At 47.0% G+C, this 20,491-nt stretch carries 11 protein-coding genes; 1 reads left to right on the top strand and 10 read right to left on the bottom strand.

Annotated elements, in window-relative coordinates:
- Positions 1 to 92 precede the first annotated feature (92 nt).
- From MD588_RS18450 to MD588_RS18485, 8 genes are all read right to left on the bottom strand, one after another.
- Positions 93 to 3,785, bottom strand: a complete 3,693-nt coding sequence (locus MD588_RS18450) for a zinc-dependent metalloprotease (RefSeq protein ID WP_265699066.1) — start codon at positions 3,783 to 3,785, stop codon at positions 93 to 95.
- Between the two features lie 25 nt (positions 3,786 to 3,810).
- Positions 3,811 to 4,665 (bottom strand): hypothetical protein, encoded by an 855-nt coding sequence (locus MD588_RS18455; RefSeq protein ID WP_265699067.1) that lies wholly within the window; start codon positions 4,663 to 4,665, stop codon positions 3,811 to 3,813.
- A gap of 682 nt (positions 4,666 to 5,347) precedes the next feature.
- On the bottom strand, positions 5,348 to 7,213 hold the full coding sequence (locus MD588_RS18460) for an MFS transporter (protein ID WP_265699068.1): 1,866 nt from the start codon (positions 7,211 to 7,213) through the stop codon (positions 5,348 to 5,350).
- A gap of 209 nt (positions 7,214 to 7,422) precedes the next feature.
- Positions 7,423 to 8,487: a toxic anion resistance protein gene (locus MD588_RS18465; RefSeq protein ID WP_265699069.1), complete on the bottom strand. Its 1,065-nt coding sequence runs from the start codon at positions 8,485 to 8,487 to the stop codon at positions 7,423 to 7,425.
- Positions 8,488 to 8,495: 8 nt separating this feature from the next.
- Complete coding sequence (locus tag MD588_RS18470) at positions 8,496 to 9,197, bottom strand: phospholipase D-like domain-containing protein (RefSeq protein WP_265699071.1); 702 nt, start codon at positions 9,195 to 9,197, stop codon at positions 8,496 to 8,498.
- Positions 9,184 to 14,106 (bottom strand): DNA repair ATPase, encoded by a 4,923-nt coding sequence (locus MD588_RS18475; protein ID WP_265699072.1) that lies wholly within the window; start codon positions 14,104 to 14,106, stop codon positions 9,184 to 9,186. The genes MD588_RS18470 and MD588_RS18475 overlap by 14 nt, the downstream gene beginning before the upstream one ends.
- 106 nt (positions 14,107 to 14,212) lie before the next feature.
- A complete protein-coding gene (locus MD588_RS18480; protein ID WP_265699073.1) occupies positions 14,213 to 16,288 on the bottom strand; it encodes a flotillin family protein in 2,076 nt (691 codons plus the stop codon).
- Between the two features lie 160 nt (positions 16,289 to 16,448).
- Entirely contained in the window at positions 16,449 to 17,057 is a 609-nt protein-coding gene (locus MD588_RS18485) for a DUF1449 domain-containing protein (protein ID WP_265699074.1), read from the bottom strand.
- Between the two features lie 339 nt (positions 17,058 to 17,396).
- Here MD588_RS18485 and MD588_RS18490 point away from each other — a divergent pair, with 339 nt between their 5' ends.
- On the top strand, positions 17,397 to 18,035 hold the full coding sequence (locus MD588_RS18490; protein WP_265699076.1) for a LysE family translocator: 639 nt from the start codon (positions 17,397 to 17,399) through the stop codon (positions 18,033 to 18,035).
- A gap of 52 nt (positions 18,036 to 18,087) precedes the next feature.
- On the opposite strand, the gene MD588_RS18495 is transcribed toward MD588_RS18490, so the two are convergent.
- Positions 18,088 to 18,717, bottom strand: coding sequence for a DUF1349 domain-containing protein (locus MD588_RS18495; RefSeq protein WP_265699077.1), 630 nt, complete (start codon positions 18,715 to 18,717; stop codon positions 18,088 to 18,090).
- 32 nt (positions 18,718 to 18,749) lie between these two features.
- Complete coding sequence (gene treC / locus MD588_RS18500) at positions 18,750 to 20,426, bottom strand: alpha,alpha-phosphotrehalase (RefSeq protein WP_265699078.1); 1,677 nt, start codon at positions 20,424 to 20,426, stop codon at positions 18,750 to 18,752.
- Positions 20,427 to 20,491 lie beyond the last annotated feature (65 nt).

Here is a 20,491-nt window from a genome sequence, read left to right on the forward strand (position 1 = left end):
AGCACTTTACTATCATTGCTATATGAAAAAACCCCAGTATAAACTGGGGTTAAATGTTTAATCATCAATCCACACAGCGTGGAAGCAAATAATTAGTGGTTCAGCAAATCACTCTCCAACGTTGCTTGAGTATTATACACAGGCAAGTTTTCAAGGCTTTGCTTCTGATAGCCATACTGTTTGACTAACACCGCTCTTTTCGCCGCATCTTGAAAGCTCTCTAACGCAATCACCTCAAGTTTAACGGTCGTTAAGTCAGTACCACTCTTCTCAGCTGCCACCAATGCATCAAACTCACTGATAAATTTAATCATGTCCTGAGCATAGGTATTATCTGATGCCGCATAGTAAGTTTTGCCATTACTGCGAACATATAGTAAAGGCTCAGGTTGCCAGCCTGGCTCACTTCGCATCGTAATCGAACGCGCAAATTCTTCATCTCGCTGATCAACCATATGGCCAGCGGAATGCTCCACCATCGCCGTCAAAATCGCTTTATTCAAAGGCACTTCGCTATATTTTGGCAACTTAAAGTAGTTACGGACTGAGTAGCTTCCGTAATATGGCATACGCTCAATCGTCTGAGACCATGACCAAGGTTCAAAGTCACCCTTCGGCGAATAATAAACTCCGTTTGCATCTTTGAAATTCAGAAATATACGGTTTTCCCCTTTGATAATGGTATCGAGAACATCTGCTTTTGGATCAAGAACATTTGGCCTACCATCAATCATGACAACATCCAGCAGATCAAACAATGCCATCGTTGAGCGATCGGTTGTGCGACGGACACCAATGCGCTCAACCAGCCCAACAGCAGCCGCCAGACGGTCTGGCCAGTGGCCGATATAGTCAATATAGTTAGAGTAGTTGTTAACCGGAGCCGGACGTGGCGCGCTTCCGCTATTTAGGTACTTACCGACTTCTCCCATTACTACCCGTGGGCTCTCGTCTTCTGCTAGCGATTTAATCACGCCTGGATCAAAACAAGACTCCGGAACATAGTTAACATCGAAATTATTCCGATAACCATACTCATCAATAATGTCAGCTAAACTACGATAGCTATACTGGCCGCTAGCCTCATCTTTCAACTCACAGGTATGATCCGGTGTCATTAAGATATTAACAAATTTGTCCCGAACGCTATCAACCGCTGTTGGCGAGCCGCAATACATATCATAAGTAAAGGTGGAGGCATTATTCTCGTCGCTACAATATGGGTCTGCCAACGGAATATACAGACGGTATAGATCATCGGTAAAACTACCAGACATGAACTGTCTCCAACGATCGAAGTCCTGAATACTGTTGCGCCAATCCATAAAGGTCGATATACGGCCATTCGCATAGTCTACGATTGTTTCTTCACTGAACTTATCACGCAGACCACGGATAGTACGGTTAGAATAAAGATCCTCGTAGCTCTCTAACTTAAATGCCGCAATTTCACCGCGGTTACGCCCTTCATCATGGCGGTTACAGTCCTCATTCAAAGAGACATTTTCGTCAGTACAAAAATCAAACTCTCTTAGCGCGATCTGATCACCGTTATTACTGGCCAAATACTGTGCAATGCCTTTCACTACACCATCAAAGACATCATCAGACAAACGACTGCCATCTGCGAACATTTCTGTTCTTAGCTTTTCGTCCAGCTTGGAAACACCGATATAGCCGACCTTAACAGCTGACTTTCCCTTGCCTTCTGAGTCTTCAACCTGAACCGTTTGGTGCAATTCCAGCTGACGGGAATAGCCAAAACGCAACGCTGCCAAATCATACGGTCCGTAAACCGGCAATGCATTCAGCATGGAAGGGTTATAGTCCATGATAGACGAATAGCCCGGTACCGTTTTCAAGCCGTGCGCAGCAAGCTCATCTTCGCGGAAGTAATTATCCTGGTCATTGCTGCCTTTAAAGTTATGACGCAAGCCCAAGTTATGGCCCAGCTCGTGAACCAGAGTTTTAGTGTAATAGGCGCCGGCCAAAAAGATACCTAGCTCATTGCGGATATGGCTTGGCAACTCTTTCCACTTCTTCAAGTAACCCGGTTCTCCCACTTTTCCTTCGCGCCACAGAGCAGGATCCTGATAGTCAAAAGTACGATCGCCCACCTTCGTCGGCAATGACTTAAAGGTCGAGCCTGCTCGTAGATTATTGACCGAATACATGTTGTTTTCTGACCAGAAACGCTGCTCAAGGTTCTGCAACGCCGCTAACTGGCTAACTGTTGGTTCATAGCCCTCGTTACTTTCGCGCTCTTCCTGATAGGCTTTCAGAGCCTGCATCATTGTCTCATGAGCCATTGGCTCTGATCGCATATGCTCTTCGAGGTACGCATCAGCGATTACCGGTGCGGCTGAAGTATCTAGCAGTGGTGCCGCCGACTGAACACTCGTTCCATCGGTTGCTCTCTTGGCTGCTGGCATTGCTTTCTCGGCACTTTTTGCGACAACTTGCTCAACTCGACCTTTGTTGTAGTCGATAACCGCCTTATCCCAGAGCCAGTCAGAAATTGACTGAAGAACACCAGAGTACTGATTGACATGGGCATGAACGATCTCACCGGTTAACGGGTTAACTGCAGAAGGGCCATAACCCGCCAGTCCATTTTGCAAAGGCTCATCGATCAAGTTGATCACATTGTAACGAAGATCACCAGATTGTTTGCCTGACGGTTCGATCAGCTTGATTTGCGGAACGCCTACTCGCTTGAGCTGCGGGTTAATCCTGGCAATCACATCTTTAGTGATCGTCTTGAAAAAACGCGTATCATCATTCAAGTCAAAACTGTTAGAGAGGTGGTAATCAATCGTTTCAAGCTTGGGGTTGAAACGATGCAGATAGTTGAATTTCTGGTCGAACTGGCCACCAACATACGAAGCATCAGGACGCCCTTGCTCGTTAGCAAAGAATCCATAGGTATCTTCATCACCTTTTTGGTAAACAATCGGCTCGTAGGCATTGCTTTTTTTCGAGCGGAGAGATGGCGAACGTACCATATCCAGCGGCACCAATGAGTAAAAATGCGAAACCGTAAAAGTCAGGTTACTCATATCAAAATCAGCATTGTCCAATGCATTGATTAAACAGCTGAAGTTGTTGGCGATACTGTATTCCTGTTCAATTTCAAAGTTAATGACGCCATCTTGGGTAACTTCATAGCCCTTCCAGTCCGAATTAGGATCCCGAGCCAGACGCGGCTTGCCAGATTTCGTGTAACAGCCGGTCGAATAAGTAAATACGTCATCCCAGCTCTTTTCATGAACTTCCACATTAGCAAAGTCTGGCACAAAGAATTTTCGATCTTGCCAAGAGACTTCATTCTCATCGACCTTCTCTTCTTTGTTTGTGCAGTCTCCGTAATCATCTTCCTGGCATTGATAATCAACAAAATCACCCGGGATAGTCATAATCGGGCGTTGATTTGACTGCTCGTCCGTCCAGCGGCCTAGCTGCTCTTTATCAATCTCGTCTTGGCTGATCACATCGGGGCTGATCATTCGAACCAAAAGACCACCAGCCTCACTTTCGTCTACGTTACCTTCAAACTGCAAGGTCACCAGCTTTTCCTGCCCCTGTGTAAAAGGCGCCATACTGACAGCATAATCCGGCGCTTTTGCCATTGAAGGCATATAAAGATATACCTGATCTGTTTTTATTTGGGTTTTATCAACCTGACTATCAGGCTTTGCTAGCGTGTCATAGGCTTGGTCATCAGCCCCACAGCCAACCAAAGCGGTGGCAATGGCCGACACTAAGGCCAGTTTTTTATATATCATGTCGCATTCCTTTACATGCTTGTCCCTAAAAAGAGAAACTTATCGTTGCGTTATATACCGCTTTGTCGGCATCAAATAGTTCAAGGTCGCCCAAATTTCCTCGTTCTGCATCGGTATAGAAGCCTGATGAAGAAATACCGAGAGCCCCCGAAACAATGTCTGTAAATTGATAGGCTACGTACGCTGATGTTCCGTAATCGAAGCTATCGCGCCTAGTTCCCTGATAGCTGATAGTATTCCCAGCTAGGGCTGATAAGCCGGCTGAAAATTTATCCGCAGAATAATCTGCCGCCAGTGAGATGCCATATATCCACTCCGTCAATGAACGCCCACCCGCTGTTTTATAACGGTGAAAGTTCTTCCTAATTCTGGGCGTCATTGAAAGATTGGTATTTCCATATTCGATACTTACAGGCATCGCAATACGAAATGCCGTGATCAAATCATCCTTTCGCGAGGTTTCAGATGTCGGTATGGTAAATTGTCCTGCAATATCAACACTACCAGTTTCTCCAAAACTCAAAATGGAGTAACGGGTCAACCCTATAATTGTATCGTTCCAAAAATCGCCAGTTTCATCTTCTAGTGCTCGGTATGCGCCGGTTGCTAAATACAACTTATATTGTTCACTGAGAGGTAATTGTAACGAAAGGTCCCACGATAAATTCCGTTCAGAACGATAATCATCTTTATCGTAAAAATTAGAGTCATAACCAATTGAAAAGCTTCCATCTATAATAGAGACTACGCTTTTGCAATCGGTATCCTCCCCATTCTCAATAACACTTCCGGTACTTTCTGTCGCAATTGCTGAGAAAGAAATCAATGAAGAAATAGCCAGTGCAATTAGCCGAACACGATGTGATTTTGTGTTCTGCATTTTAAATTCCTGTAAAACAAACAAATAAAGATACTGTATAGCCCTTTTCCTTTAGCATGAGAATAATATTGGTTATTATGCTAACGGACATCATTTGACAATATCCCTAGTTCCTAATTATCGTTCATTACCCTCCTATTCAATTTAAATACAATAGTAATAACCATGTTTAACTACTTACTACTAGACATATAAATAGACACAACGAAAGCCTGGTTTATATAACAGCTAGGCTTTAGTTATATCTATAGCTAATTTTGAATATGCCATAAATACAAATAACAGAGAAACCTATAGTCGAGTATTAATTAATACTGAATATATAATTTTGGATTCGTCTTAGCACTATCGTCTTAGGGACGAATGTCAGTGGGATATAAAGTAGTACTGCATATTAAAAGAAGTCCATTTCAGCTTTATAAGGATTGTTACCTTCCTGTAACAAGGCGATTAAATTTCCATCTAGAGTAAAAAATCTAACTAAAATCATTTAAATATGCAATAGGATGGGATGCAAATTAATTCGTATTACTTGACGGCCCCAAAAGTATCACCAAGCGATACTCTGCTTTTAATTTTTGAGATCATGAAACGAGCATCAATGAATCAATCTCTGTATAAATGACAAGCTAAAACGCAGCAGCGCCCAAGGGCGCTGCTTCACTGCTTTGCTCTCTAACACCTAATTCTCAATCAAGGCTCCAACTTTTTCCTGTAGTCGACTTGCAGAAACATCTTTGGGATCAACGGCCCTGTCTGCAATGATTTCTACCTTCGACCAGAAACGGGAAGGCAAGGTTGTGAATGCCCGCCCTTTCTTGTGACTGAAAAAAGATCCCCAAACACCTTTAAGCCCAAGCGGGATCACCGGCACCGGATTCCTGCTAATAATCTTTTCGATCCCTTTTTTGAATTCATTAAGCTCCCCGGTTCGGGTTAGCTTACCTTCAGGAAAAATACACACTAGCTCACCGGCCGCGAGTTCTTCACTGATCCGCTCAAAGGCCTGCGCGTATATTTTCGGCGACTTCCCTTGGGCACAAATGGGTATAGTTTTCGCCCACCTAAACACATATTTGGCCAACGGCATATTGGCAATATTTTTGTCCATGACGAAGCGGACCGGGCGGCGACAGGAACCAGCAATCAGCAAGGCATCGACATAGCTGACATGGTTACACACCAGTACCGCTGCCCCCTGTTGCGGGATGTTATCCAGATCTTTATGACTTACCCTGTACATCGTATGGGTCAGCAGCCACACAACAAAACGCAGTAGAAATTCATGCACCTGAGAGAACACATAAATTGCAACCAATGCATTAGCTACCGAGAGGGTAAGAAAGAGCTGAAGAATTGTGAAATCAAAAACATTGAGTAGCAAAACAGCAGCCACTGCGCTGAGCACCATGAACAAAGCATTCATCACATTATTGGCCGCAATGATCTGGGCCCGGCATTTCTCATCACTACGTTTCTGGATCAAGGCGTTCAACGGCACCACAAACACACCGCCAAAAGCGCTGACCAACGCAAGATCAACCAGCATTCGCAAATTACCGGCCTGTGCCAGGAATGCGCTCACTGTAATATTGGCTTCTACAACAACCTGCTGGCTCGCAAAAAACAGGTCAATGCCAAAGACACTGATCCCACATGCGCCGATAGGAATAATGCCCAGTTCAATTTGACCGCCGGATAGCTTCTCACAAATTAGCGAGCCCGTCGCGATACCGACAGAAAACACGGTCAGGAGCAATGTAACCAACTGCGGGTTACCACCAAGGTAATCGCGTGCAAAATTGGGAAGTTGAGTGAGATAGGTGGCTCCTACAAACCAAAACCAACTGATAGCCAAAATAGAGAGAAAAATAGTCCGGTCTTTCCGCGCATTGTTTACTGTTTTCGCCAGTTGCGTCAGCGGGTTCCAATTAACGATTAACGCTGGGTCATTAGCTTTTGCCTGTGGAATAAACCGACTACTCAAGTAACCCAATATCGACAGTGCCAATACCGATATCGCCACTAGCATCGCCGAAGCGACGGTGCCAAATAATAAGCCAGCAACAACCGTACCACCAAGAATAGCGACAAACGTTCCCATCTCGACAACCGCATTTCCGCCAACCAAGTCTTTCTCATCAAGGTGTTGGGGCATCAAAGCGAACTTTACCGGGCCGAATAATGCCGATTGCGCCCCCATCAGAAACAGAATCACCAGCAAACCCGGTACGAAGTTTAACCATAGCGCGACAGCACCGGCAGACATAATCGCAATTTCAGCCAGCTTTATTTTTCGGATCAAAGCAGACTTTTCATACTTATCTGCCAGTTGGCCGCCTATCGGAGATAACAAGAAAAAAGGCAGGATGAACAGTCCAGCAGCCAGGTTAATCAGGGCGGTACTCGCTTCTTGACTATAAAGGCCAGAGAAAGAAATAAACAATAGCAGGACATTCTTAAAAAGATTGTCATTGAATGCACCAAACGCCTGAGTTAGAAAGAACGGCAAAAAGCGCCTTTGGCTGAGCAATGTAAACTGATTCATAACCTTTCCTCGTGGTTATCTCGATTTGCGATGAATGTTACTTCGGTGTGTTTTTAATCTACACCACAATCGAACAGTGTACAATTACTTATCAGAGATAATTTTAACTTACGAGGCAGATCAACAATATTATGAAAGTTGAAAGATGGCTGAGTGAAAACAACCTTATTGTTGCCTTCACTCAGTTTTATTGACGATCAGACGAGCATCTAATCGAAGGTTTCTTGCAGGGCAAACTTCAAATCCTGCTCCGCCTGTTCTAGTGCCTTACCAGCTTGTTTACGCTTGATACGTCCTTCTTTGACGTGGTTAAGCGTATTTTTAAGGGTGTCGATCGTTAACTGGTTCACGGTCTGCAGTGACTCAATATCCAAAATACCACGTTGATAGTTTTCCGATATCTGCTCTTCCAGCGCTTTTAGTTTTTCGGCATTACGAACATACTGCTTGTTGGTGTAGTCTTTGACTGTTCGAGTTACTTTCAGCGCTTTTTCTTTCTCATAGTTCGAGATAGCAATCAGGAACTGACGCTTCCACAGAGGCAAAGTGCTATGAATGATATCTTGGATATCTTCCATCAGCATCTTATTACCCTCTTGGGAGAGGCGGATTTGAGGCGCGGTCTGAATGGCCGCCAATCGGGCCAGAGACAAATTATGAACACGTTTTTCAAGCCGTGACATCACCTGTAGTGCATCTCTATGGGCCTGGCTGTCCAGAGGATCAGAGCTCTCGTTAGCCTTGTCTTTTAGAGCGACCAACTCGACAGTTTTCAACGTCTCAAGCCGAATATTGCCAGCATGGATATAAATATCTAACTGCTGTAACAGAGTTAGATTTTCCTCATAGAGGCCGTCCAGTTGCTGGATATCCTGAGCCAACTTTACTTCTTGAGCTTCCAGCCGGCCTGCCAGTTCATCTAGCTGGGCCTTGATAGTATCAAACCCTTTGACAAACTTACCGAAAGACTGGAACAACTCACCAATCAACGGTAGGCGCGAAAGAAAACTCGACTTATTAAGATCATCAAACTGAGAGCTACTCATGTTGGTGACCATAGCATGGAGAATATCTCCGGCCTCGCCGCTATCTCTTGCCCTGACATCTGCCAGTACCCGATCCGAGAAAGCAGTAATACTCTGCAGTGCCTCTTTACCAAAGACCAGCGTAGATACCGTGTCGAACGGATTGAATTGCTCTGCCAGTGCTAGTGCCTGCTGGTGGTCGGCTTCATCTAGCCGCCCCCCAATTGCACTCGATAATTCTTGAGTCATAACTTTCCTTATTCACTGTAATTGGGGAAAGAGCGCCATAATTGCTCGAAATGGCGAGAAAATGCCTGAACATGGCGTTTATCATCGGTCAATGTTAAATCTTCCGAATTATATTGCGATGCGCTCCGGGTCCAGTTAAAGCTGCCATTAATCAGTCGCTCATTATCAAAAAGCGCAAATTTGTGGTGCATGTGATAGCGAGTATCGTCCACTTTAACCTCAATTCCCTGGCGGGAAAGGTGTTCAATATCACTGCCAATATCATTAATCTTATCGTTATCGGTAATAATCCTGACCCTCACCCCACGTTTATATGTTGCAACAATCGCTTCGGTCAGATAATCGTCAGCGATCGTAAACACGCAAATATCGACGGATTTCACGGCTTGTCGAAGCTGATTCTTAATTCCGTTTAAACAACTATTTCCCGGAGAAAACCAAGACTCTGCCACCGCTACGCAATCTCCGCCACGTGCTTTGTCGAGTTGCTTAATAACTTGCTCAAGCCACTTTAATGCCGACAAGCCATCTCCGCCTTCTCTCAATGTTTTTTGAACCAACTGAAAGCTCTGGTTGCGCAAGTATGCTAGTTCATCAGCCTTCAACTCCGCCGACGCTAATAGTTCAGCCAACGAACGGCGCTCAGAATTATCCAGCTTACTGTCTTCAAAGCTTTGTAGGAGCAAATCCTGAACCTCAAACTTTGTCATTGCCGCTCTCCTTACCCACATTCATATCAGAGCGACAAGTCAGAGTCCGGGCCACTTGGGTCAAGTTCTGATTCAACGCCACCATCTGCTGGACCATCTGACCGGCTCGATCATTAGAATCCCCGACCTGCTGCTTGCGACAATAGCCATCTTTGATCAGCTGCCAACGTTGCTGCTGCTCATCTGTCATCTCCCCGCGTAACTCCGCCAGCTTCAGCAGGTTCTCTTCAGTTCCAGCGGTTAACGTCTGCGCCTCTCCCTGATAGTGATCCTGGAGCAATGTTTGCAGCTCATCGTCCGTCATCACGGCAGATATTTTCTCACCCAGCTTATTCATATTGCGGTACGAACCCTGCAACTTAAATGGCGGCTCGACACGGTACTCGTCAGCGGTTGCAGCCGAGGCAATATATTGCTGGTTAACCTTAAGTACGGTTCGCTGGACCTTCAGCAATTTCTCAAGTGTCGCAACAATTTCATTGGCTTCGGTCGCTGAATAAGGGTGCGCCAAATCACTCAGCGCCACCTTCTCGCCGTTAGCCATCGCTATCAGCTGATAAAGATCATTGAGATCCCGAGTAGCTAGCGGGGCAAGCACAGCATTTGAAGTAAGGGAGTTTTCGATAAACGACAGCTCAAAGGCCGATTTCTGATCTGAGAGCATATCGCCCAAATTATAAATATCGGCGCGGTTAGCCAGCATATCGGGGATTTTAAACACATCTCCAGACTCGGTATACGGGTTACCGGCCATGACAACTGCAAACTTCTTCCCGCGCATATCATAGGTTTTGGTTTCCCCTTTCCAGCTTCCTTCCACCCGTCGAGTACCATCACACAACGAGATAAACTTCTGCAGGAACTCTGGGTTGGTATGCTGAATATCATCGAGGTACAGCAAGACGTTATTGCCCATTTCGAAGGCGAGGTTTATTTTCTCAACTTCCCGGGCAGCATTCTGATCAGGTGCATCCTTGGGATCGAGCGATGTTACCTCGTGGCCAATCGACGGGCCATTGATCTTCATGAAAACCAGTCCCAGCTTGTGGGCCACATATTCAATCAGCGTTGTTTTACCATAGCCCGGTGGCGAGATAAGCAGCAACATACCCATCAAATCGGTACGCTTATTATCTCCCAATGCCCCCATCTGCTTCGCAAGATTGTCACCGATGAGCGGCAGGTAGCTCTCGCTGATCAGTTTGTTACGGACAAACGATGTCAGCGGACGAGGATTAAACTCATTCAGTCGAATAGTCCTCTTAGCAACTTCCAGCAATGCTGCTCTTTGTTTCAGGTAAGCATCGTACTGAGGAATGGTATGAGAATCATGATGCTGACAGCGAAGCAAGAAGTCATCGAGGGTAATGACTAGCTCTCCGCCATTTACCCGCGGGTGCTCGCCCAACAATCCAGTTACCGTTAGCTGCAGTGAAAAATCGACGGCATGAAGCTTAACCCGGTTGTTGTCACGGATAGTGGCCAATGCTGCCGCTTCGGTCACAAATGCCAGCCCTTGCTGCTGGTGTTTGGCGTAGGCGCTCAGCCACTGCAAGTGATCGGCAAATTTACTGGCATCGACCGTCTTCTCCGGCTGCCAGCCTAAGCTACGGCGAAATGACAGATAGACATCGCACAGCTCGATCGCATCCCGGCTCACATCAGCCTGCAATCCGGATTGCCCCAGTAGCTGGATGGCGTAATCAGCGCTTTGCTCACGACTGCAGGGAACATTCTCGGGCATCTGGTCAGCCAGCGAAGCCTTAATTGCCTCGAAGGCCGTATCTGAAGAAAGGTGCTGCTTCATCAACATGGCATTGGTTGCCTGCTTGCGCCATTGCTCTGCCTGATCATCCGGCGTGGTAACCAGCCACAACAGAGCATTTGCCCGCGATGCCTGGTCAAAGCGCAGCAATCCGGCCTGCTGATAGCATGGCAGCAATGCTGACAGTACCTTCTCAGCATCGTGGTCATGGACCCCTTTGACGTAGCCCTCGCGGTAACGGGGAGCTGCATAGGACTGAATCAACTTTAACAGCACACCGCCTTTGCTCGCCTGCAGCAAGTCATCTATCGCCAGGCCATCTTTGCGTTGCTGGGCCGCTCTTAGCAGGCTGTAGGCAAGATACTCGGCGCGATAGACTGTCTCAGTCTCCGAGGAGACATCCAACTTGGCAAAAGACTGTAGTTCAAGGAACGCCTGATCGGTCACTGGCTCATAGTATTCCGTGCCCGAAATATGCAGGCTGAGCGCCTCACTATGCTCAACTAGGCTAAGATCCAGCGCCTGCTGATTCACACTGAACCTATGCTTGCCGAGGCGAAGCACCTTGCCACCCTGTTCAAAAATATCTTTGTTGTCGCGCAACGCACGCAACGCCTGATCCTGGGCTGCTTTGATCCGGCTATCAATCGCATCGGCTTTAACACTATCCCCCAAGTCACAAATAGACTGAGAGAGCTGGTGCAGTTTCTGCACCATATTGTCGGTAGCAAAAAAGCTGTTCAGCGCCGCGACATCCTCAAACCGAGCCACCCGCTTTTCGATACTCTTGAAGGTAACATCAGCCGCCTGATTCAGGTTTTGGATTCGTCTCTGCTGGGCGGTAACCAGTTGCTGTTTGTGCCCTTCCAGCGTCGACTGGATTTCATCGCGCTTGGCATAGATCTCGGTCAGAAACTCATCAAAATCGGCAAAGCGCGATTCTAGTTTTTCCAGCTGACCAATCAGCTTTGCCAGTTGGTCATCACACTGCTCCGGAGTCTGTGCCTGCTCCATCGCACTATTGACAGCCTGAGCCAGTAACTTGAACTGGGAGCTAAACTCCGCCTTGGCCTCATCACCGCGCAATGCCTGCTGCTTCTGTCTCAAGCGAGCCGAAATAGCATTAAGCTTGGCCGTCACTTCTGTGGTCAGATCGAGGATCCGGGTTGCCTGGGTCGGGTCATCGGTTTCGATCTCTGCCACTTCTTCTGTTACCAGCGCCAATTGTGCCCGAACTTTATCGGCGCGCTGCTGCAACGTTGCCAACTCAGCGGTTTTCTCAATCGTTAACAGCTGATCTTCAATCGAAGCAATATCCTGCTTATAGGGACGGTAGGCTTTTTCTTCCTGCAACAGGCCAAGAAGGATTTCATTCAAGCTTTGCCGTTGATGATCGAGTTGCTCCTGCATCGCCACAACGGAATGCTCTGGCATATACCGGTGCTGGCGTAAGGCCATCACATTACCGACTTCAGATTTAATCTGAGCCAGTAATGTCAACAAGGTATTCGCTTCATCACGGGGGGCCAATTTCAGCATACCGACCAAGTCGCTGACTGCTGTCTGCTGCTGCTCTAGTGCTTTCTCGGCATGAAGCTGTAGTTGGCGCACTTTAGCAAACTCATCAATGATGCGATCGGCCGTCGCCATCAACTGATTAACGGCCTCGCCAAGTCCAATAGCAGCCGTATGCTTCAGCCAGTGATAGTGATCCAGCGTTGTCTGACATGTTTTGAGCAGCGATTCATAGGCCGCCTGACTGACGTCATCAGCCTGTGCCAGCTGACAAATTGACAAGAGCGAAGAAAGGGCTCGTACCAGCTCGGCATTCCCCAGGTTAACCAGAAACGGATCCGCTCCGGGCCGGTTTTTCTGGGCATAATGCTCAACATCGGTAAAAGGTGTTTGCCAGATGCGAAGCGGGTGAATAGTCGACGCCTCGGCATTTTCCGAGACCTTGAACATCAACATCCTGCCATCGGGATAGACGCTATATCCATGGCTATGCATTGGTGACGAGAAGGCTTTTTCAATCAGGTTGTAAGTATAGAGAACGTACGAACCGCGCTCGACGTCAAAAAAGAAATAGAGAAGATCTTCACCATTGGGCGAGCTGACATGCTTGAAGAAGCGCAGCCCCTGCCAGTACTCGTCAAACTGCTTGGTTTCACCGTTGGTCAGTACATAGCCATGCGAGTACAGGATACCGTGATCTTCCGGCAGCGCCTTGGCGCTGATGCCAATCGCATCGGCCCTGACGACCTGCTGGTTAAGGGGATTATAGATAAAATAGCGGTAATCTTTTTCCCGGTTGGGCAGTACCTTCAGAACAATGAGTTCGCCCACCTCGGCATAGGCAATCTCAGCGTCAGCGATGGTCTGGTAGGCATCGTCCACAGGTTCGGCATAAATGCCCTGCCCTTGAGCGGTGTTATTTTCGACCTTGATTGTCAGATCGCCCCCCACACACTCGACAAACAAACGGTCTTTCACCGATACATGCGGGTGCTCACCGCTTATATGATTATCACGAGTCGTATCGGTCCACTCAAAATCATGCTGCAACGCGGCAGTTAGTGCCTGTTGTCCATTGGCATCAAGGTATCGCACCCCATCATGGCGGATCTCAAACCTGAAGACTTTTCGATCCTCCGCCCGCATACCGATTTGAAATGCCAGATACAGCATATTTTCATGGCGGGAAATTTGCGACAGGCGAGCATCTTTATAGTAGGTAAAGAGCTCGGTAAACTCATGGTTAAACTGGGGATCGCTTAAAAATGAGTTGTCTAGCCCTAATGGCTCTATCCGATATGTATCATCATTTTCAGACAGGTTATACAGGCCAAAAACATCACTCAGCGCCGGTGCGGTTTTTAATCCCATATACACTTGATAGCCAAACAAAAGCTGGCCATTCACCTGCGCCATATCCACCGGAATACTGCGCGTATCGGTCTGAACATTGGCTTTGCCGGTCAGCGCAAATTCACTGCCGCCAAACGTTTCCTGCCGTTTCGTGTTAAACGCCTGAGCCAGGTCTTTTAGGCTTTCGCCTTGCTGCGAAAGCCGGGACTTGAGAACCTCATAAGCCCCAGCCTCACTAACCGCTTTGTCAATCGCGTTATCAGTTGGTTCTGTCACTTTACCCAATCCTTGAAAGCTGGTTCTTGAAAGCTACTCATTAAGAGCAGGCTGTGTCTTTGAATACCCCCTCACATCTCAACGTGAGGGGAATATTGTCGATCGACTAGCTATCGAAGGAACTATCACCAGCGCTATCAGCACTACCTGATAGGGTCTTTTTCAATGCGGTTACCAGATCAGAGGGACTCTTTGCTGAATTAAGCAAATTAGCAATCGCGATATTACTGATATCATTCGATTTAAGATCGGTATTTTCCAGAATATCTTTCAAGTCTTGCGGCAAGCTTCGGCCACCGTTCATATATTCGCTCACCAGAGGGGACAAGACTTCAGATTCGGTGAAGCGGTTGTCCAGAGCCGCTGAATCGATAACGGTACGACGGATTTGTTCCATACCTTCACCACCGAACAGCTTGATGTCGGCAGCAGCCAAGGCCTGAGCCAAGGCTTTCGCACTCTCAGATGAAACTTCCTGCTGAGCAGTGATACGGGCAATCTCCAGCTCTTTCTGCTGCTGCAGCTGCATTACCCACTTGTCGTGCTCGCGGGTTTGATCATCATACTGACGAGCCGCTTCAAAGCGGGCAGTCTGCGCTTCAGCTTCCGCCAGCCCTTTGGCACGCAGTGCTTCGGCTTCCGCTTCGCCTGCCGACTGCAGTGCAAAGGCTTGTGCTTCGCCAGTTTCTTTAATCGCTACAGCGCGCTCGCGGTCAACTTCCACGGAAGCTAGGCCAGTTGCACTGATATGCTCTTTCTCAGCCTGCGCCATACGCTCTTTCGCCGCCGCATCACGCTCTTGCTTAATGTATTCAGCTTCAGCTGCTTTCTCTTTGGCAATGTAATCAGCTTCTGCTTCCTTGGCTTTTACCGCGTATTCAGCCTCAGCAATACGCGTCTTGACCGCTAGCTCGTTCTCAGCATCGCGGGTTCGGATCTTAATTTCTGCTTCATTCTCGATCAGCAGGGTATCTGCCTTCTCTTTGGCGGCTTCTTTTTCCGCTTTCGCTGCCACGATAAGCTCAAGCTGTTTCGCTTCCGCTTCGGATTCAGCCTCTACCATCCGCACTTTTTTCTGACGGTTCACTTGCTCGGTAACACGCAAGTTTTCAGTTTCTTCCTCTTCGCGTGCAATCTTACGTTCAATTTCAACGCGCTGAGAACGAGTTTCCGCGACCGACTTCAATGCCTCTTCCACGGTCGTTTCTTTGTCCATTTCTTTTTGTGCGACTTCCGTTTCCGTTCTTACCTTTTCCGTCTCGACAGCACGGTTTAGCTCTTCCTGCTGAATAGCCACCTGACGCTGATTGGCAATTCGCGTCATTTCAACTTCCATGTCGACACTTTCTTTTTTCTTCGACACTTCTTCTTCAGTTTCAAGCTGTGCCAATCGAGTAATACGCTCATATTCCTGGCGCTTTTCCTCGGCCAGTGCATGTTCCTGGGCCTTAATAATATCCACTTCGCGCTGGGTACGGGCAATACTCTCTTTTTCCTGCTTGTCTAACTGCAGGCGGTTTGCCTCGGCTTCAACATTTTTCTTTTTAATCGACGTTTGCTCATCCTGGCGGATCGCATTGGTCTCAGTATTTTTAACTGACGTGATCGACGAGATCTTACGGATCCCTTCAACATCCAAAATATTATCCGGATCGTGCGCATCAAGGGCTGTCTGATCGACCTTATCGATAACCACATCATAAATTTTAAATCCGTCCATCTCGCTGCCGATCACGGTGACAACAGCATCCCTAAAGGCACGGCGATTGGTAAGCAACTCTTCAAAGTTGAACTGCTTGACGGCTGTTTTCAATGCTTCAGAAAACTTAGGCTGGAAGTGTTCCTTTAGACGATCTGGGTTTGATGCCCCAATTGTCGTAAATAGCTTGGCAACTCTAATGATGTCGTCTTCTTCATGGTTGACACCAATATAAAAATCCACCTTTAAGTCAGCACGAATATTATCTTTGCAGTGCAGACCTTCGTATTCCTCACCTTCCTGATCCTTTCGTCCGCTGCGAATTACCGAAATCTTTTTCCGGGTAATATCCATATATTCGGCACGATTAACCACCGGCCAGACGAAGGTACCCGTTAGAGATGCACGAGTACGATCAATACCATTGATAATTAATGCTTCCCCTTCATTACGCACTTTGCGGTAACGTGCTGTCAAAAACATTAAAATCACCAAAGCGATTCCAATGCCAGCAAAAATAAATATCATGGTTGGAGACAAAACCATCGTACAACTCCTTTGTAAACAAAATAGAATAGTGTGACTCTTAGTTAACTTAGTATTTAAGTTAACTACGTCGTCGAAACGTCAATGACGAGAGAATTTAAATCTTGGTAACGAGGTATTTATCCTGATCAGGATGCTTAGAAATGATGACGACTTCATCGCCATATTGAATGTCATTCTCTTCCTCGCTATAAACATCCAGCTGGATTTCATTAGCCCCTTGGCGAATAACAACCTCGCCGTACTGCTTAGAGATCTGGCTACTTCTGACCACAGCCCTCATCCCCTCAAAATTAATCTTGGCAAAGGCATTCTTGGCATTGAATACCGGGCCCAACGGCTTTAGCAAAAATGCCGCGATATGCAGCGAGAGATAAAAAATCACCAGTAAGGCAACGGCAGTGACCGCATAAAAAATAATGCCACCCAATACACCGAACAGAAACTGCTGTAGGTAGTAAGTCATCACCATCGCGACAAATGTGCTGACGGTAAGCGCTACGGGCAAAGGCACTTGCGAAACGATAGGCGGCAAAAATAACTTGGCTGACCAGGCAGAATCGAGTTCAACCCCTTCGGCATCCCCCAAGCTCCCGTCTGATAAATCAAAAATCAGATCAATCAGCATTAATGCAAAAAATAAGCAGAATGGCACTGAAAAGACAATTACCGGATAAGACATCAAAACATCAAGAAAAGCAGTCATTCACAGACACCACAATCAATAAAACAAATACAACAAAGCCCAGCTATCCTGACATAATATGAAATTGATTAAACATCAACAAGGTGAACGGTGTTCAGGAAGTCATTTTGCGGCTTGGCTCACACCCGATACCAGTCAATAACTGCAGGTATAGACGGCATTTGTCAGGGCTAGCATCACAGCCAAGAGATAAGAACACTCAGCCTTCGTCGAATTAGATTAAAAAACCACCAACAATAAGAGGTGCAGAAAATTTAACCACGTTGACGCAATTTAATGTTCAATTGAGCTGGATTTAGATATAGAATCCAGCCCTAATTTCTGAACAGCACTGTAACAATGATCGATTTCTCCATTCTTCCGGTTTACCTAACCGCTGTAGTTGCCCTTTTACTGATCCCCGGGCCAGATATGTTATTAATTGCCAGCTCAAGTTTGAGCTACGGCAAAAAGGTCGGTGTTTTCGCCAGCTTGGGGAATGCAACATCGGGAGTGGTGTTAACAATTCTTGCGGCTATGGGCGTATCAGCACTAATCGCTGTCAACCCGCTAGCGCTGCAAATACTGCGCCTTTTAGGCGGGGCCTACCTGCTAAAAATGGGCTGGGACTGCATGCGGACCAAACCGGCCGATGCACCTGATGTCGAACAGGCTTCCGGTCTGGCAATGACGCTTTACCGCCGTGCGGTAATCAGTAACTTACTGAACCCCAAAGCACTGATTTTCTTCGTGCTGTTCCTGCCACAATTTGTCTCCGCCCAGGTTACAGCAACGTCTGGCGAGCAAATGTTAGTACTAGGCTTGCTGCTTAACGTACTAGGGTTACTCTTCAACCTGTTTCTTGTCACCATGGTAGGTAGCCTGGGTCAACCGCTGCTAAAGAACGAGAAGTTCAGAACCAACCAGCACAAGTTTATGGGGTTAATATTCTTTGTTCTGGCGATTTGGCTATTAGCCTCACAGGTTCCTACTCCGTAATTGCCGAATCTGGATACAAAAAAAGAGCGCACAACGCGCTCTTTTTTATTCTTCACGTTGACCCGTTAGCAGGCCAACTGCATAACCCCAACTTGATATCGTCAAACCGTGCTACAAAACTTGAATCCTGCGGACTACAGGCATAATAGCCCACGCTGATAGGTAATGAAGCCGGTGGCGGGGGATCCACCCACCCCATCTCCCGTTTCGTTTCCCCCAACAGATGAAGATGAAACACACGCATCTGCTGATAATTCCTGCCGTCCAACGACGATTCAATCAGGAAATCCGGTCCACGGCGACTGAGTCTAAACCACACCTCATTCACCGATGCAATATCATTACTCGCCCAGTCTGAATAGCCAAAGTTTGTCACAACACTGCCTAACCGCGACAAGTCTGAATTTTCATACTCAATAGATGCCTTGAACCAGTTGTCCTTGTTGAGATATATGACGATCCCAGCCTGGTCAAAACGCATTTTGTATTCAAAGCGAACTCTGACCGACAGGGTAAAATTCTCGTCAATGGTCGCCAGCAGCGCCGGGGCATTTTCGTTTTGAAAACCATAATAACTGCGCTGCCAGAAATCCGTTTCAGGTTCGGTCACGATTGTCAGTTCCCCGTCGTTCACCGAAAATTGTTTTGGCCTGTTAAGCCACGTCATTGCTTCAGCATTCATTACCTAATCCCTGTCAACACTGCTTGCTGCCATTAACGATTAATCAGCAATACTCGGGTTTCATAAGGTTGCAAAACAAAACAGTGCGACGGAGTTTGTTCGCTTACACCCGCGTAGTTTGACAGCACATACTCACCCTGCTCGACCGCAATGGTTTTCGGCAAAAAGCACTCAACCGCTTCGCCATAATAGTTATTGATACAAACCAAAACCTGCGATTGTGACTCGCGCTTATAGCAGAAGAGACTGTCGTGGTCCGGCATTAAATCGGTGTAATCGCCAGTAGTGATCACCTCTATGTCTTTGCGTAGCGCAATCAGCTGTCGGTAGAAATGAAAAACTGAATTGTCATCGGCAACGGCTTTTTCAGCATTCACTTCCGGATAGTTTTCAGCGACATCCAACCAAGGCTGTGCTTTCGAGAAACCAGCATATTGGCTGTCATTCCATTGCATCGGCGTTCTTGAGTTATCACGGGACTTCTGAGCCAAAATCGCCAGCATATCCTGCTCGCTTACACCATGCTGGTTCACCATGATGTCGTACATATTGGTGCTCTCGACATCACGGTACTGCTCAATCGAGGTATAGCCTGGATTGGTCATCCCAATCTCTTCGCCCTGGTACACATACGGTGTGCCCTGCAGCATATGTACCGAGGTCGCCAACATTTTGGCCGACTCAACACGGTATTGCTGATCATCTCCAAGACGGCTAACAACGCGAGGCTGATCGTGGTTACACCAGAACAAAGCGCCCCAGCCTTTGCCGTTGAGCCCTTGCTGCCAGTGATTGAAAATCTGTTTTAGCTGATGAAAGTCAAACGGTGCCTTGGTCCACTTCTCGCCGTTAGGATAATCAACCTTCAAATGGTGAAAGTTAAACACCATCGACAGCTCTTTCGCATCAAGTGAGGAATACTGCTGACAGTGCTCCAAGGTAGTTGAAGACATCTCTCCGACAGTCACAGAGCCGTACTTCTTGAATGCCGCCTCACTAATTTCCTGCAGGTATTCATGCACCCGTGGCCCATCGGTATAAAAGCGACGGCCATCGCCCAGGCAGTCGTTCGGAAAGTCTTGCTGCTTTGAAATCAGGTTTATCACATCCAAGCGGAAACCATCGACCCCTTTCTCGGCCCAGAAGCTGATCACTTCTTTGACTTCCTGACGGACCTTTGGGTTTTCCCAATTCAGATCAGCCTGCTCTTTGGCAAACAAATGAAGGTAATATTGACCGGTTGATTCATCCAGCTCCCAGGCATTTCCGCCAAACTTCGACTGCCAGTTAGTCGGCTCAGCGCCATCGACCGGGTCTTTCCAGATATAGTAATCACGGTACGGGCTATTTTTGTCACCCAGCGCTGACTGGAACCAGGCATGTTCGGTCGAGGTATGGTTAACCACGATATCCATAACAATCCGGATCCCTCTCTGATGCGCCTGTGCTAACAACTGCTCAAAATCAGCCATCGTGCCGAATTCAGGGTTAATATTGTAATAATCCGAAATGTCATAGCCATTATCGATCATCGGCGAGCAGTACACAGGCGTCAGCCAAAGCGCATCAACACCAAGTGTTTTCAGATAATCGAGCTTTGAAATAATCCCTTTAATATCGCCCGTACCCTGACTTCCGCTATCACAAAAGCTTTTAGGATAAATCTGGTAAATAGTCGCCGTACGCCACCACTCAAATTGCTCTTTCATCGTGTCTAGCCTGATATTTTGTTGAATTTTGATAAGGCCGCCGAATGATGACGGCGACCTGATAA

It is taken from the genome of Photobacterium obscurum (genome assembly GCF_026191635.1).
Taxonomy (GTDB): Bacteria; Pseudomonadota; Gammaproteobacteria; order Enterobacterales; family Vibrionaceae; genus Photobacterium; species Photobacterium obscurum.

Bases quoted from the DNA above. Each gene is read 5' to 3' on its own strand.
- MD588_RS18480 (WP_265699073.1), bottom strand. From the start codon at position 16,288: ATGTTTTTGACAGCACGTTACCGCAAAGTGCGTAATGAAGGGGAAGCA.
- MD588_RS18450 (WP_265699066.1), bottom strand. From the start codon at position 3,785: ATGATATATAAAAAACTGGCCTTAGTGTCGGCCATTGCCACCGCTTTG.
- MD588_RS18485 (WP_265699074.1), bottom strand. From the start codon at position 17,057: ATGACTGCTTTTCTTGATGTTTTGATGTCTTATCCGGTAATTGTCTTT.
- MD588_RS18490 (WP_265699076.1), top strand. From the start codon at position 17,397: ATGATCGATTTCTCCATTCTTCCGGTTTACCTAACCGCTGTAGTTGCC.
- MD588_RS18470 (WP_265699071.1), bottom strand. From the start codon at position 9,197: ATGACAAAGTTTGAGGTTCAGGATTTGCTCCTACAAAGCTTTGAAGAC.
- MD588_RS18455 (WP_265699067.1), bottom strand. From the start codon at position 4,665: ATGCAGAACACAAAATCACATCGTGTTCGGCTAATTGCACTGGCTATT.
- MD588_RS18495 (WP_265699077.1), bottom strand. From the start codon at position 18,717: ATGAATGCTGAAGCAATGACGTGGCTTAACAGGCCAAAACAATTTTCG.
- MD588_RS18465 (WP_265699069.1), bottom strand. From the start codon at position 8,487: ATGACTCAAGAATTATCGAGTGCAATTGGGGGGCGGCTAGATGAAGCC.
- treC (WP_265699078.1), bottom strand. From the start codon at position 20,426: ATGAAAGAGCAATTTGAGTGGTGGCGTACGGCGACTATTTACCAGATT.
- MD588_RS18460 (WP_265699068.1), bottom strand. From the start codon at position 7,213: ATGAATCAGTTTACATTGCTCAGCCAAAGGCGCTTTTTGCCGTTCTTT.